The organism is Thalassobacter sp. HA4-2 (genome assembly GCF_055693705.1).
Genome location: NZ_JBVFUK010000001.1, coordinates 895,206 through 909,570 on the forward strand (window position 1 = coordinate 895,206; position 14,365 = coordinate 909,570).

Below are 14,365 nucleotides of genomic sequence, written 5' to 3' on the forward strand. Positions count from 1 at the left end.
GGCCGGGCTGTTTGGGGAAACACAGGGCATAGCACGCGCTTGAAAACACCGTGGTCCTGTGGAACGCTACAGCCCAAAGCTTGTCAGAGATCACCTTGGCCAATCTACCCGCTGCACGTCTTACCGATCCGCACCTGTGTCCCCTGTGCTTTGGGGTGCCGGCCCCGATCGTGAAGGGGGAGTTTACGGTTCTGACGGGAAAGATGCCGCAAGCGCGTCTGTCGGATGTGTGTGTCTGTGCAGGCCCGCCCGATCCAATTGCCTTCGGGTCGCCGACCGTGCTGGTGGGCAAACTGCCTGCCGCCCGCATGACCGACCCCACCGCCAAGGGCGGCGCGATCCTGAAAGGGGAGCCGACGGTCCTGATCGGAACCAAAGGCGGGGCCGGGGGCGGCGCTGCAGCCGGGATCATGTCGCCGGTCTGTGTGGCCCTTGGTCAGGCGTTGCACGAAAACCAAGCCGCCCAGACCGACCTGCAACTGGCTGCGGCCACCTATGATCCCGATGCGCCCCTGCCCGATGGCTATCGCCGCGCAACACAGGCCGACCTGGAGGCGATTGGCCTGCATGACGGGACCACCGATCTGACGCATCTGCCAGACAGTGATTTCAGCAGCACCGTTTTTGTTAACACGGATCCCCTGACCGGCGCGGACCATTACACCGTGGGGTTTCGCGGGACACAGACCGCACGGGATTGGGGGCAGAACCTGACCCAAGGGGCCGGGATGGAAAGCGCCTATTACGACCGCGCCGCCGAGATCGGGCGCACGGCCAGCGCGGCGGCCCCCGGTCGGGTCAGTTACACGGGCCATTCTTTGGGGGGCGGGTTGGCCGCGACCGCGGCGGCGACAACGGGGGCCCCGGCGCGGACGTTCAATGCGGCGGGTCTGTCGCAGGGGACCATGGACCGGTATGGTGCCGCGACCGGCGGGGTGGAGGCCTATTCCCTCAACGAGGATCCGTTGAACAGTTTGCAGGATGCCACATGGGCCGCCGATGCCGTGGGCAACCGCCGCCGGTATCCCGCAACCGAGGAATGGGCCGCGAGCGACCGCGTCCCACTGCGGCAGCCCTCCAACGATTGGATCCCCGACGCGGTGGAGCGGCGGATCGCGCGTGCGGAACAGGCCGCAAAGGAAAAGGCGAACCAGCAGTTGCGCTTTCACGGCACGGACGAATTGGGCAAGGCCCTCAAGGTCGAGGAACAGCAGATCCGCGATGCGCAGCAGGAAAACGGATGCGGATAGGTTGGATCATAGGCGCGAGTGCTTTGCTTTTGGGCATAGGCGCGGCATGGATGTTTCTGTCGCAAGGAAGGGCGCAAGACATGGTTGATATCACTGCAAAGGGTCCCGACGGGCTGCCGATTATTTTTTGGCGCCTCGCCCAGGATGACTACGACGGGGTGCGCGCCTTGCTGGCCGCCGGGGCCGACATCGAGGTCGAGGGGTTCCAGCAGGCCACGCCGCTGATCAAGGCGGCGGTGTCCAACAACTGGATCGGGGTGGAGTTGTTGTTGGCCAAGGGCGCGAATCCCCGGGCCAGCGACCGGCGCGGTTTTACGCTGCCCTATTTGGTGCAGACCTCGACCGTGCCCGAAACCGGAGCGACGGGGCAGGCCCTGGCCCGGGTGCGCGCGGCCCTGCAGGCGCAGGGGGCAATGGCCCGTATTTATGAACCGGCCGAGGTGAAGGCGATGCGCGACAAGGGGCAGTGGCCGCCCACCCCATAGGTGTCGCGCATGGCGGGCGGGGTCTGCGCGTGCTTTGGCGCCGCTTTGGGCGCAAAGCCCCTTGCATCCGGGTTGCGTCTGGCCCACCTGCGTCTTAACGTGCCGCGACTTTGAAAAAGGACCCATCTGATGTTCGTGACTCCAGCCTACGCCCAAGCCGCCGGTGGTGCCGGTGCCCTTGGCAGCTTTGTGCCCCTGATCCTGATCTTTGCGATCATGTATTTCCTGTTGATCCGCCCCCAGCAAAAGAAGCTCAAAGAGCATAAGGCCATGGTCGATGCCGTGCGGCGCGGGGATCAGGTGATCACCCAGGGTGGTCTTTACGGCAAGGTCGTGAAGGTCAAAGAGGGTGACGAGGTCGAGGTTGAAATCGCCGATGGCGTCAAGGTCCGGGTTGTGCGGTCCACGCTTGTGAACGTGATCAGCAAATCTGAACCGGCGACCTAAGACATGCTCGACATCCCCCTTTGGAAGCGCCTCCTGATCTTGGGGGTATGTCTGGCAGGCCTGCTGATGGCCTTGCCCAATGCGTTCTACGGCCCCGTGGAGCGTCACAATGATGCGGTGGCGGCGATCGAGGCGGGCGCGACCGGCGCCCAGCTCGAGGCTGCGCGGGCGGAATGGCCCGATATCCTGCCGAACCGGTTGATGAACCTGGGGCTGGACCTGCGGGGCGGGGCGCATCTGTTGGCCGAGGTGCAGGTGGCGGACGTCTACGCCACCCGTATCGACAGCTATTGGGTCACCGTCCGCGATGCCCTTCGGGACGAGCGGGCCACGGTGGGCACCATCCGCCGCCTGCCCAGCCCGGACGCAGAGTTGCGCGTGCGCATCGGCACCCCCGAGGGTATGGCCCGCGCGGTGGAAGTGGTGCGCGGACTGGCGCAACCCCTTGTCAGTTTCAGCGGCGTTGGGTCCTCGGACATCGAGGTGTCGGGCAGCGGCGACGTTCTGACCGTGACCCTGTCCGAGGCGGAGCGTGCGGCGACCGACGACCGTACCATGCAGCAATCGCTTGAAATCATCCGCCGCCGGGTGGACGAGGCGGGCACCCGCGAACCCACCATCCAGCGCCAAGGCACCGACCGGATCCTGATCCAGGTGCCGGGCATCGGGTCGGCCACGGAATTGAAAGAGTTGATCGGGACCACGGCCAAGCTGACCTTCCACCCGGTTGTGGCTGTCACGGGCGATCCGAACGCGCCCTTGCAGGGGCGGCAGATCCTTGTGCCCGATCAGGCCGAGGACGGGCGGTACTATGTGCTGGAACAGACCCCCGTGGTGACGGGTGACGATCTGGTGGACAGCCAGTCGGCCTTTGACCAGAACGGCCTGCCCGCCGTGACCTTCCGGTTCAACGCCAGCGGGGCGCGGGCGTTCGGGATCTACACCTCCGAGAATATCGGCAGCCCCTTTGCGGTGGTGCTGGACAACCACGTCGTCACCGCCCCTACCATCCGCGACGCCATCACCGGCGGGTCGGGCCAGATCACCGGCAATTTCAGCGTGACCGAGGCCACGAACCTGTCGATCCAGCTGCGCGCAGGCGCCTTGCCCGCCGAGATGGTGTTCCTGGAGGAACGCACCATCGGGCCCGAGTTGGGCCAGGACAGCATCGACGCAGGCCAGATCGCGGCGACTGTCGCGCTGGTGGCAGTGGTGTTCTTCATGGTGGCCAGCTACGGCCTGTTCGGCCTGTTCGCCACGGCGGCCCTTGGGGTCAATATCGCGCTGATCGTGGCCTTTCTGTCCCTGATCGGGGGCACCCTGACCCTGCCGGGCATCGCGGGGATCGTGTTGACCATCGGTATGGCCGTGGACGCCAACGTGCTGGTGTTCGAGCGGATCCGAGAGGAGCTGCGCCGCCAGCCCAAGGCCGTCGCCCGTGCCATCGACCTGGGCTACGAAAAGGCTATGTCGGCCATTCTGGACGCCAATATCACCACCTTCATCATTGCGGTGATCCTGTTCGCCTTGGGCTCTGGCCCGGTGCGGGGGTTCTCGATCACGCTGGGGATCGGGATCATCACATCCGTGTTCACGGCCCTGTTCGTCACGCGCCTGATCGTGGTGATCTACTACGACCGCAAACGCCCCAAACAGCTGGAGGTGTGAGATGCGCCTGAAACTTGTGCCCGCCGAAACCAACTACGACTTTTTCCGGTTCCGCCACATCACCGTGGGGATTTCCGCCTTTGCCATGGTGGTCAGCCTTGTGGCGTGGATCGGCATGGGCCTGAACTTCGGCATCGACTTTCTGGGCGGCACCACCATCCGGACCGAGGCGTCGGAACCCGTGGACGTGGCAGACTACCGCGCCGCGTTGGAGCAGTTGGATCTGGGCGATGTCACCATCACAGAGGTTTTTGACCCCACCTTTGCAGAGGATCAGCACGTCGCCATGGTCCGTATCCAGGCTCAGGACGGCGAGGAAAGCGTGACACCCGAAACCATCGCCGCCGTCGAGGCGGCCCTGCGCACGGTCTATCCGGCCATGACCTTCCCTTCGGTGGAATCCGTGGGGCCCAAGGTGTCGGGCGAATTGGTGCAAACGGCGATCCTTGCCTTGGCGGCGGCGATTGGCGCGATGCTGATCTACATCTGGTTGCGGTTCGAGTGGCAGTTTTCCGTGGGCGCGGTCGCGGCCCTTGTGCACGACGTGTTGCTGACCATCGGCATTTTCAGCCTACTGCAAATCCGCTTCGATCTGGCCACCATCGCGGCGTTGCTGACGGTGCTGGGCTATTCGATCAACGACACGGTGGTGATCTTTGACCGCCTGCGCGAGAACCTGATCAAGTACAAGAAATCCCCCCTGATCGAGGTCATGAACCGGTCCGTGAACGAGACCTTGTCGCGGACCCTGATGACCTCTGTCACCACGATCATTGCGCTGCTGGCGCTGATTATCCTGGGCGGTGACGTGATCCGCGGGTTCGTCTTTGCGATCCTGTGGGGCGTGTTGGTGGGGACGTACAGTTCTGTCTACGTGGCCAAGAACGTGGTCCTGTGGCTGGGCGTCACCCGCGAGCCGAAGAAACCCGAGGGCGGGGCAGGCACCCAGTTCGGCAAGGTGGACGCGTAACGGCGCAGGGTCCTTTCGGGGCCCCGCATTTCGGGACAGGCAGTGTCGAAGCCTATATGTTTTGCAGGTCTTGGTAGATCTTTTCGAACCGCGCACGTTCGCCAGCCAGATCGTCTAGGGTGCCGGGGTTTGTCTCGGCGTAATCTAGGTAGGCGAGGGCGGAATCGAGTTCCAGAAGGACATCTTCATCTGTGAACATCACTTCGGTGCCATCAAGGTAGTCTTCGGCAAGGTTCAGGTGGGCATCCAACTCTGTCTTGAGTTTGCCCGGGGTGCTAGAATAAGTGGCCGCGTAGCCTAGGTATTGGTCGTACCAGTCTTGATCGTTGACCTGATAGGCCGTCCAGTTTTCAGGCACCACTTCGAAGGACGACTTGATGATGTCGTCGCGGGACAATTCGGTTTTCACATCGCCGGACAGATCCTCGATCCCGCTGGACACGACGCCCATGGTCGCAAGGCCGAGGCCCACGAGCGCTGCGGTCAGGACGACCCAGTCCACCGTGACTGCGCCGGTTTCATCTGTTGTGAAATGTGTCATGGAATTCTTCCTTTCTTGAGGGGCAGGAACGCTATGGTCACGTGCCGCTTGCGTTGATCGGGCCATATTTCTTTTCGTAGGCTTCCAGAAACTCTGCCGCGTCGATTTTCACCGAACCGCCATAGTTGATCTTGTGCGCCTGCTGTTGGATCAGGATCAGGTTGTCCAGTTCCCCGCCGGTCAGGGTTGCGTTTGCCCCCTCCAGCGCAATCTGGAAATCGCCAACTTCCTGTTCCCAAAGCTTGATCAAGGCGGTGTCTGTGGTGATGGCTGCGATCTCTGAGACGGCATTGTCCCATGACGCGGAATTCAGCGGTGTCCAGGTCGCAAAGGGCAGCCCCGGAAACGCGGTGGAGATGCGGGTGCCTGTCAATTCCGCAGAGATGTCCTTGGACAGGTTTTCCAACCCGTCCGACACGACGGATATCGTCGCAAGGCCCATGCCTGCGACGGCTGCTGTCAGCACAACCCAGTCAACGGTGACTGCGCCGGACTCGTCTGTAACAAAATGAACCATACACCTACCTTTATCTTACCGGGCAGTGCTAACGCCGCAGTACGGCGGATTTATGGCAGGGGCGGGCTAAATTGGTGCTGATTTATGTCTAAATGATGGGTTTCAAGGCGTCCTGATCCGGGCCATGGTCAGGGCGCTGAAAGGGGCCGTTTATGGACCATATCCTTGCACTTGCGCTGTTTCCGGGCTGGCCCGTTGTCGTCGCGGCGGCGGTGGTGGCGGGCCTTGTGCGCGGGTTTTCGGGGTTTGGCACGGCGCTGATCTTCATGCCCGTGGCCAGCACCGTGATGCCGCCCCTGCACGCGCTGATCGTGCTGACGATCATGGACCTGATCGGCCCCATCCCCCAAGTGCCCAGTGCCCTGCGCACGGGTCATCCGCGCGATGTGGCGCGGATCGGGGTGGGGCTGGTGGTGGGGCTGCCCTTGGGCCTGTCTGCCATGGCCGTGCTGGCCCCGGACACGGTGCGCTGGATCATCAGTGCGCTGGCCCTTGGCATGCTGGCTGCCCTGATCACCGGCTGGCGCTATCAAGGCGTGGTGGGGCCGCGCGCGGTTTACGGCATCGGGGCGGCGGCGGGTCTGACGGGTGGGATCGCGGGTCTGCCCGGTCCGCCCCTGATCCTGTCCTACATGGCGCGGCCCTTGCCACCCGCGGTGATCCGGGCGTCCCTGATGCTGGCGCTGTTGATGTTTGACGTGGTCTTTGCCGTGACCCTGACCTTGCGGGGGGACTGGGTGCTGGGCCCTGTCGCCTTTGGTGCCTTGATGACGCCGGTGTTTCTGGTGGCCATCTGGGCCGGCGCACGCCTATTCAACCCTGCGCAAGAGGGGGCCTATCGCCGGGTTGGCTACCTGTTGATCGCCGGGGCGGCCCTGCTGGGACTGCCGATTTGGGGCTAGCGGGTTTTGCTTTGCCCGCGCCCCGGCTATATCCAAGCCGAACCACCCCGCAGGAGGCGCGACGATGAAACTGGTAGATGTTCAATTCGACGAAGGCACCCCGGTCGAGGGCTACGGCCCTGGGTTTTTCCGCGTGGGATCCAATGTGATCGAAGGTGCGCTGCTGCTGACGCCCGAGGCGGTATCGGTCTGGGATGGCGGTACAGAGGCTCTGCTGGCGCTGGCGGGGGACATTGACGTGATCTTTCTGGGTACAGGTGCCGAGATCGCCCATGCGGACCCGGCCTTGCGCGCCGCTGTAGAAGAGGCGGGCATGGGGTTGGAGGTCATGAACTCCCCTGCGGCATGCCGCACGTATAACGTCTTGCTGGGCGAGGGGCGGCGCGTCGCGCTGGCAGCGCGCCCGGTGTAGGGGTGCTGGCAGCGAAAATGGATCAGCTGTTGCGCTTTTTGTAGTCTGCAAGAAGCGCGTCGAATTTCTGCTGTTGCTCGCTGGCGTCGAAATCGTGTGGCTGGGCGTTGATCCAGTCGAGCGAGGCTTGGGCCTTGCCCATGGCGGCTGCGGCGGCCTGCATGCTGTCCGTCTCGGCGAGGAAGCCCTCCGCTTGTTTCAGCGATGCCGCCAGTTCGTCGTAAGCCGTGCTTTTCGGGTCCTGGGCTGCGGCGATGGCGGTGGTGACCTTGTCGTAGCCGTCGTCAAAGTTGGTGCTGTGCACACCGAACTGGCGCGCGATCGCAGAGGCGAAGGATGCTTTGATGATACCGTCCGCTTTCAGTTCGGTTTGAACGTCGGTTGACAGATCTTTCACGCCGCCCGACACCACGCCCATGGTGGCAAGGCCAAGGCCCACGAGGGCTGCGGTCAGGACGACCCAGTCCACGGTGACCGCGCCGGAGTCGGATGTCAGGAAGGAATCAGTCATGGTTGTACCCTTTCGTTGTCAGCGCCGGATGTAACGGTGGATCAGGGCACAATCGTGGCAGCTTTGCGGAGTTCTCGGGCCGTTCAACGCGCGCCAAACACCATGGTCTGCACCTCGCGCAGCAGTTTGCGGGCCATGGCGCGGGCGTAGTCGTCGTAGCCCAGGGCGACCTCGACAAAGGCCCCGGGGCCTTGAATCACGCCACGCCTGTAGTAGGCGGACAGTTCGGCCACGTGGACCTGCCGTTCGTCGCCAGCGCGCAAGGGATCGGCCCCGATGGTCAGGGCATTGATCGTCACGCCGGGCAGGCGGTCACGCCCCCGGGACACGCTGGGCGCGTCGTTGTTCTTGCCATCGGCACTGATGTCCAGCGTGCGCATGGGGCAGTCGGGGCCGCGCGCAAACAGGTCCGCCGCATAGGCCATCGCCCCGCCCAAGGCGGTCGAGCGGCTGTCGGGCCGCCCCCGTGCCGTGGCAAGGGTGGTGGCGATTGCGGGCAGCGTCGCCTCGGTCACGGGGGTCCAGTCGATAACCAGCGTTTGATCCACGGCCCCCGCCCATTCGAACACGGCGATGTGCACGGGAAAGGCCGGGGTGGACAACAGCGCCGCGCGCACCTCGGGTGTGGTCAGGGCGGCGGCCAGCCCTTCGCGTTGCAGGCGGTATTCGGCGGTGTCCACGCTGCCCGATACGTCCAGGGCGAGGACCAGCGCTTGGCGGCAGGTCTGTGCCTGGGCCGCACCGGTCAGCAGCGCCGCGCCAAGGGCCAGTGCGCGGATCATTCCGCCAGCCGCCCAACCACCTGCGTTGCCGTTTCGCGGATCAGTTTGCGGGCCATGACGGCCGGAAAATCCGCAAAGGTCTCGGCCACTTCCAGAAAGGCCAGCGGGCCGTGCAGGACGTTTTCGCGGTAGTACTCCATCAGCCATGCGTCATAGACCAGACTGTCCTGCGCCCCGAGGATCACCAGCCCGTTCACTGTGGCCAGACGCAGGGCACCGGTGCCGTAGACGGCGGGCGGTTCGCGCCCCTCGTTCTGGATGCCATCGCCGGACAGGTCGAGGGTCTGGAACGAACAGGCGGGCGCGCGGGCCAACAGGGCGTCGGCGTAGGACAGCGCCTCGCCCACGGCCGTGGGGAAATCGGCATAGCTGCGGGTGCTGCCCGCGATGATCCCGGCGGCGCGTTCGATATCGGCGGGGCTGGTCAGCATCATCCAGTCCAGCACCAGATCCTGTTGCCAGCGGCCCGACCATTCAAACACCGCCAGCGCGATGGGGTCGCCGCCCAGGATCGCGGCCTGCACGTCCGGCTGGCGCAGCGCCCATGCGATGCCTTGGCGTTGCAGGTCATCCTCTTGCGCGTTCACCGACGACGAGATGTCGAACCCAAGGGCAAGGGCCAGACGACAGGCCTGGGCGGGGGCGGTGGCCAAGGCCAGCAGCAGGGCAAGGACAAGCACTCTCATCTCAGGTCTCCGATCACTTGGACAGACAATTCGCGCAGCAGTTTGCGCTGGAAGGCGTCGGCGAAATCCGTGAACCCGTCGGCGGTTTCCACAAAGGCGCCGGGGCCCTTGATTACCTGGCCTTCGTAAAACCCGATCAGGTCGCGGTCATAGCTGGCCGAGATCATGGGCGTCCCCATGGTGCGGGTGCCAAGGATGGTCAGGGCGTTGACCGTGGCAAAGGACAGCGCCCCTGTGGCGTAGACCTGCGCCACGGCGCGCCCTTCGTTCTGGACACCGTCGCCGCTGATATCGACGGTCTGGTACAGGCATCCGGGGTTGCGGGCCAGCAGGCGGTCGGCGTGGGCCAAGGCCTCGCCCACCGCTGTGGGAAATTCCCGGAAGCGGCGGGGGCTGGCGGCGATGGTGTCGGCGGCGCGGGTGATGGAGGCGGGACTGTCAAGCAGGGTCCAATCCAGGATCGTCACCTGATGGTAGGTGCCTGACCATTCAAACGCCGCCAGGGCCACCGGTTCCTCGGGGCGGGCCAGCAGGGTGGCGATCACGTCAGGGTTGCGCAGCGCCGCCGCCATCCCGTCGCGCTGGATGCGATCCTCTGCGGGTTCCACCGAGGAAGAGACGTCGAAGGCCAGCACCAGCGCAAGGCGGCAGGCCTGCACCGGGCTGCCGCCCCAAAGGGTGAGGGCAATCAGTAAGGCACGGCTTACCAATGGCCCGTGTTTTCCATGGAGGCCCAAGGCTCTGCCGGGGGCAACCGGTCGCCCTTTTGCAACAACTCGATCGAGATGTTGTCGGGGCTGCGCACAAACGCCATGTGCCCATCGCGGGGCGGGCGGTTGATGGTCACGCCGTTGTCCATCAGGTGCTGGCAAGTGTCATAGATGTTGTCGACCGTGTAGGCCAGGTGGCCGAAGTGGCGGCTGTCGCTGGGCAGCGCGTCGTCGCCGTCCCAGTTGTAGGTCAGCTCCACATCCGCGGTGCCGTCCTGACGGCCCGGCGGGCACAGGAACACCAGTGTGAAACGCCCGCCTTCGTGATCCGTGCGGCGTCGTTCCACCAACCCCAGCAATTTGTAGAACGCGATCGAGGCGTCGAGGTCTTTGACCCGCACCATGGTGTGTAGATATTCGATGGGCATGTCGGCTCCTTATATGTCTTAATGGATGGTAGGCCGTTGGTCGCAGGGCGCAAGCACGGGCTTTAGACATGTGCCAAGGGGGGTAGGGTCTCAAGATATTGTGATTCCGAATCTGGAGATCTGCCGATGTCGATGACCGAAGACCAACAGGCCGAGATTGCCGCGCTGCGCGCCGAGACGCAGCCGACCTTACGCGCCGTGGCCCCGGGCATGGAGCAGCATTTGTACACGCCGATCCCCGTGCTGGATCATGGGTTCGTGCGGGTCATCGACTACATGGGCGATGATGCCGCCATCACGCAGGCCGCTAGGGTCTCCTATGGCAAGGGCACCAAGTCGGTGCAGAACGACGAGGGGCTGATCCGCTATCTGATGCGGCACTGGCATTCGACCCCGTTCGAGATGTGCGAGATCAAGCTGCACGTCAAATTGCCCGTGTTCGTGGCCCGCCAGTGGATCCGCCACCGCACGGCGAACGTAAACGAATACTCCGCCCGCTATTCGATCCTGGACCGGGAATTCTACATCCCCGCCATGGACGATTTGCAGGCCCAGTCCGTGGTGAACAACCAAGGGCGCGGCCAGACCCTGCAGGGCGAGGAGGCCGCCCGGGTGCTGGAGATCCTGAAGGCCGACAGCAACCGCGCCTACGACAACTACGAGGCGATGATCAGCCAGGAGGGTCAGGACGGCCTTGCCCGGGAGCTGGCGCGGATGAACCTGCCCGCCAATGTCTACACCCAGTGGTATTGGAAGGTGGACCTGCACAACCTGTTCCACTTCCTGCGGCTGCGCGCCGACTCCCATGCGCAATATGAAATCCGGGTCTATGCAGACGCGATCTGCAACGTGGTCAAGGATTGGGTGCCCGCGGCCTATGGCGCGTTCGAGGATTACCGCATGGACGCCGCCAGCGTGTCAGGACGCGGCGTCGCGGCGCTCAAACGTCTGATCGCGGGCGAGACAGTCACCCAAGAGGACAGCGGCATGTCCAAAGGCGAATGGCGCGAGTTCGCGGCGCAGTGGGGGTTGGACGCCTAGCGCGGGCGCGAAGCGGTCCTGAACCACAGGCGTTCTGGTTTTGTCGTGTGCAAAAGCAGGGCGACTAGGGCTTCAAAATACGTGACCCAGTGAGCAGTGGTTTTGACCCAGCGGACGGCGTAATACCTCTATGGGCACAGCAATGGCCTGTGTTGGGCATTGCGCTCGGGGCGTGGTGCTGTTTCCCTATGGTGACTGAATTGTTTCCGAATCGAGAACTGTGTGGGGAGGGTATCGCATGCCTTTTAAACTAATCGCTGCCTTAGCTTTGATCGCTGCATTGGCGGGATGTGCGCAATTGGGCGAGTTTCGCCGCAGCGCGGATGCGGGCGCTGCCTTCACCGTGATGGCCGTCTAAATTCGGCGGCCTCGGGTGTTGTCTGGGGCGTTGTCTGGGGCGACGTACTTCGCCCCAGCCCGGTTAGCGGTCGTCGACTGTGCCGTTGTGATCGTCAGGCTCTAGGCCGCCTGTGTGGCGCTGCAGGCAGCGTCTAGGGACGCGAGCAAGGTCTGTGCGATGGTGTCACATTCCGTCAAAGTCAGACGGACAGGCAGCCGTACGTCACAGGCGCGCGAGAGCATGGCCCGGGTTTGAGGCAGATCCGGTAGATCCTGCAAGAACTGCCAGTTCCAGAAGGCGCGGGCGTTGTCCTTGGACAGACCGAACACCTGCACCGGCACGCCCCTTTGGGCCGAGGCCGTCTGGAATGCGATGACCTGTGCATCCGACAGGTCCACCAGATTGAATTGGATCGAATCCGGTGCCCTTGTTTCGGGCGGCAGGGCGGCGGGGACATCGATATTGGGATGGCCCTGAAGGTGCGCGGCCACGTGGTTGTGGTTTCGCAGCCCATCGCGCACCCGGCGTGCGAGTTGCGACAACTGGGGCTGGATCACTGCCGCCGAAAGGTTCTGCATCCGGGTGTTGTACAGCGGCAGGCGGTTTTGCCACGCCGCAAAGGCGGCGCGAAGGGGGGCATCAACGCAATCGTGTTTGGCCCAATTATGCTCATATGCGCCGGACATGATCACCATCTGGGCATATAGATCGGGGTCATCGGTGACCAGAATGCCGCCCTCTCCGGCGTTTAGCATCTTGTAGGATTGAAAGCTAAAGCACCCCACCGCGCCCAAGGTTCCGATTTTGCGGTCATGCCAAAGGGTGCCCAGGGAATGGGCAGCATCCTCGAGCACCGGCACGCCGGCGGCGGTGCAGGCGGCAAGGATCGCATCCATGTCACTGGTATGGCCGCGCATGTGGCTGATCAGGACCGCGTCGACACTGCTCAACTTGGCGTGAAAATCAGCCAGATCAATGCGGTAGTCCGCGCCCACTTCGCATAGTACCGGCGTGCAGCCCCCATGGACCACCGCCGAGGGGACGGCGGCAAAGGTAAAGGCGGGGATCAGAACCCGCCCGCCCCGGGGCAGCAGCGCGCGTAAGGACAAAAACAGCGCCGCCGAGCAGGAGGCCACCGCAAGTGCGTAGCGGCTGCCCATCATCTGGGCGAACGCCCGCTCCAACAGAGCGACGGGCGCGTCTTGCGGGGCGGTGTAGCGGAACAAGTCGCCCGAGGTCAGGAGGCGATCAATCTCTGCGCGGGCCGCGGGGGGATGGCCTCGGCGGCGTGTAGGTCAGGTGGGTTCATGAGACGTTCCAACATTGCAAGCTCCCGCCCTGTGTAGGACGGCTCCATGTCGGTTTTGTAACAGATCAGCGCAGGCGGTCCAATGCGGCGGCGCCCGCCATTCCCAAAGTGGTCCATATCCCGCCCAGGGTTCGACCCCCCGGCAGGGGCGGGGCGGGCAGACTGGCCAGCGTGGTCAGGGTGGTGTTGTCCCCTTGGCAGGCGTCTGCGATGGCTTTGCCCGCGATTGCGGTCAAGGCCAAGCCGTGTCCCGAATACCCGCCTGCGCTGAACACACCCGGTGCCACCTCGGCCACGTACGGCAGGCGCGTTGCGGTCACGGCGAGCGTGCCGCCCCAAGCATGGGTAAAGCGGACGTCGGCAAGCTCCGGGTAGACCTGTGCAAGGTTGGCGCGGACCTTGGCGCGGATATCCGTAGGAAAGCGTTTGCCGTAGCTTTCGCCCCCGTAGACCAGCCGCCCGTCTGTCGTCTGCCAAAAGTAGTTCACCACAAACCGGTCGTCCGCCACAGCCACGGGGCGGGCCATGGGGGGCAGGGCTAGGGGTTCGGTGACCGCGATGTAGTTGTTGATGGGCAGGACCCGGGCCGCGGTTTTGACCGTCAGATGCGGGGACAGCCCGTTGGTGGCGTGCAGAATGTGCCGGGCGCGGACACGCCCGTGGTTCGCCCGCACCAGACCGGGAGTAATCCGATGCACCAGTGTTTGTTCGTGGATCGTCACTCCGGCGGCGATACAGGCGCGGGCAAGGCCCCGCGTATAGGCCAAAGGGTTGCAGACGGCGCCCGTCGGGTCCAGCACGCCGCCAGCGTAGGCGGTGCTTCCGATGCGGGCGGATATCTCCTCCGCCCCCAATGCTTGCAGCGGCCAGTCCCATGCGTCCTGCATCCGCGCGGCATAGGCGCCGTGGTCTTGGGCCTTGCGGCTGGCGTACAGGATGCCGGGGCGTAGGCCTGCCTCGGGCGCATGGGTCTGGATCAGGCTGTGGGTCAGGGTTTTGGCTTGGGTGGCCAGGTCCCACAGGGCGCGCGCCCTTGCCGCGCCAAGCCGGGCCGACAGTTTGTCCGGGTCCCAGTTGAAGCCTGTGCCTATCTGCCCGCCGTTGCGCCCCGATGCGCCCCAGCCCACGCGCGCCGCCTCCAGCACGATCACCCGTTGGCCCGCTTGCGCCGCGTGCAGTGCTGCCGACAACCCGGTCAGCCCCGCGCCCACAATACACAGGTCCGCCCCGTGCTGGCCGCGCAAGGGCGGCAGGGGTGCCAGGGGCGGCGTGATGTCGGCGTAGTAGCTGGGCGCGTGGTCGGTCAGCGGGCCGTTGGCATGCAGCCAGGTCATGGGACCTCTGGGGGCGCTGCCCCCAGACCCCC

Annotated in this window: 16 protein-coding genes and 1 pseudogene; 8 read left to right on the plus strand and 9 right to left on the minus strand. The window is 64.5% G+C overall.

Translation table 11 applies throughout. The annotated features are described in order from the left end of the window. Positions 1 to 50: 50 nt before the first annotated feature. The 5 genes from ACZ1G0_RS04600 (at position 51) to secF (ending at position 4,820) form a co-directional block, all read left to right on the plus strand. A complete protein-coding gene (locus ACZ1G0_RS04600; RefSeq protein ID WP_472735868.1) occupies positions 51 to 1,250 on the plus strand; it encodes a PAAR domain-containing protein in 1,200 nt (399 codons plus the stop codon). An 80-nt stretch (positions 1,251 to 1,330) separates the two neighbouring features. After that, complete coding sequence (locus ACZ1G0_RS04605) at positions 1,331 to 1,735, plus strand: ankyrin repeat domain-containing protein (RefSeq protein ID WP_472735869.1); 405 nt, start codon at positions 1,331 to 1,333, stop codon at positions 1,733 to 1,735. 129 nt (positions 1,736 to 1,864) lie between these two features. Beyond that, positions 1,865 to 2,182: a preprotein translocase subunit YajC gene (gene yajC / locus ACZ1G0_RS04610; protein ID WP_472735870.1), complete on the plus strand. Its 318-nt coding sequence runs from the start codon at positions 1,865 to 1,867 to the stop codon at positions 2,180 to 2,182. A 3-nt stretch (positions 2,183 to 2,185) separates the two neighbouring features. Beyond that, on the plus strand, positions 2,186 to 3,850 hold the full coding sequence (secD, locus tag ACZ1G0_RS04615) for a protein translocase subunit SecD (RefSeq protein ID WP_472735871.1): 1,665 nt from the start codon (positions 2,186 to 2,188) through the stop codon (positions 3,848 to 3,850). A gap of 1 nt (position 3,851) precedes the next feature. Beyond that, a complete protein-coding gene (gene secF / locus ACZ1G0_RS04620) occupies positions 3,852 to 4,820 on the plus strand; it encodes a protein translocase subunit SecF (protein ID WP_472735872.1) in 969 nt (322 codons plus the stop codon). 52 nt (positions 4,821 to 4,872) lie between these two features. Here secF and ACZ1G0_RS04625 read toward each other — a convergent pair whose 3' ends face one another. Further along, complete coding sequence (locus ACZ1G0_RS04625; RefSeq protein ID WP_472735873.1) at positions 4,873 to 5,361, minus strand: hypothetical protein; 489 nt, start codon at positions 5,359 to 5,361, stop codon at positions 4,873 to 4,875. Between the two features lie 37 nt (positions 5,362 to 5,398). Further along, on the minus strand, positions 5,399 to 5,878 hold the full coding sequence (locus tag ACZ1G0_RS04630) for a hypothetical protein (RefSeq protein WP_472735874.1): 480 nt from the start codon (positions 5,876 to 5,878) through the stop codon (positions 5,399 to 5,401). 152 nt (positions 5,879 to 6,030) lie between these two features. On the opposite strand from ACZ1G0_RS04630, the gene ACZ1G0_RS04635 reads away from it, so the two are divergent. Together ACZ1G0_RS04635 and ACZ1G0_RS04640 are read left to right on the plus strand one after the other, a co-directional pair. Beyond that, a complete protein-coding gene (locus tag ACZ1G0_RS04635) occupies positions 6,031 to 6,780 on the plus strand; it encodes a sulfite exporter TauE/SafE family protein (RefSeq protein WP_472735875.1) in 750 nt (249 codons plus the stop codon). A gap of 64 nt (positions 6,781 to 6,844) precedes the next feature. Beyond that, complete coding sequence (locus ACZ1G0_RS04640) at positions 6,845 to 7,192, plus strand: Mth938-like domain-containing protein (RefSeq protein ID WP_472735876.1); 348 nt, start codon at positions 6,845 to 6,847, stop codon at positions 7,190 to 7,192. Between the two features lie 22 nt (positions 7,193 to 7,214). Here ACZ1G0_RS04640 and ACZ1G0_RS04645 read toward each other — a convergent pair whose 3' ends face one another. The 5 genes from ACZ1G0_RS04645 to ACZ1G0_RS04665 all read right to left on the minus strand — a co-directional run bounded on the left by ACZ1G0_RS04645 (position 7,215) and on the right by ACZ1G0_RS04665 (position 10,309). Beyond that, positions 7,215 to 7,703, minus strand: a complete 489-nt coding sequence (locus ACZ1G0_RS04645) for a hypothetical protein (RefSeq protein ID WP_472735877.1) — start codon at positions 7,701 to 7,703, stop codon at positions 7,215 to 7,217. Positions 7,704 to 7,786: 83 nt separating this feature from the next. Then, positions 7,787 to 8,485 (minus strand): DUF1194 domain-containing protein, encoded by a 699-nt coding sequence (locus ACZ1G0_RS04650; RefSeq protein ID WP_472735878.1) that lies wholly within the window; start codon positions 8,483 to 8,485, stop codon positions 7,787 to 7,789. Further along, positions 8,482 to 9,171 (minus strand): DUF1194 domain-containing protein, encoded by a 690-nt coding sequence (locus tag ACZ1G0_RS04655; RefSeq protein ID WP_472735879.1) that lies wholly within the window; start codon positions 9,169 to 9,171, stop codon positions 8,482 to 8,484. Before ACZ1G0_RS04655 ends, ACZ1G0_RS04650 begins: the two co-directional genes overlap by 4 nt. Then, a complete protein-coding gene (locus ACZ1G0_RS04660) occupies positions 9,168 to 9,908 on the minus strand; it encodes a DUF1194 domain-containing protein (protein WP_472735880.1) in 741 nt (246 codons plus the stop codon). The genes ACZ1G0_RS04655 and ACZ1G0_RS04660 overlap by 4 nt, the downstream gene beginning before the upstream one ends. Beyond that, positions 9,875 to 10,309: a VOC family protein gene (locus ACZ1G0_RS04665; RefSeq protein WP_472735881.1), complete on the minus strand. Its 435-nt coding sequence runs from the start codon at positions 10,307 to 10,309 to the stop codon at positions 9,875 to 9,877. The genes ACZ1G0_RS04660 and ACZ1G0_RS04665 overlap by 34 nt, the downstream gene beginning before the upstream one ends. 126 nt (positions 10,310 to 10,435) lie before the next feature. Here ACZ1G0_RS04665 and thyX point away from each other — a divergent pair, with 126 nt between their 5' ends. Then, positions 10,436 to 11,350 (plus strand): FAD-dependent thymidylate synthase, encoded by a 915-nt coding sequence (gene thyX, locus ACZ1G0_RS04670; protein WP_472735882.1) that lies wholly within the window; start codon positions 10,436 to 10,438, stop codon positions 11,348 to 11,350. Positions 11,351 to 11,809: 459 nt separating this feature from the next. Here the strand turns inward: thyX and ACZ1G0_RS04675 are convergent. Beyond that, positions 11,810 to 12,999 (minus strand): annotated as a pseudogene (locus tag ACZ1G0_RS04675) (DegT/DnrJ/EryC1/StrS family aminotransferase). A gap of 65 nt (positions 13,000 to 13,064) precedes the next feature. Next, complete coding sequence (locus ACZ1G0_RS04680; RefSeq protein WP_472735883.1) at positions 13,065 to 14,333, minus strand: NAD(P)/FAD-dependent oxidoreductase; 1,269 nt, start codon at positions 14,331 to 14,333, stop codon at positions 13,065 to 13,067. Between the last annotated feature and the right edge of the window lie 32 nt (positions 14,334 to 14,365).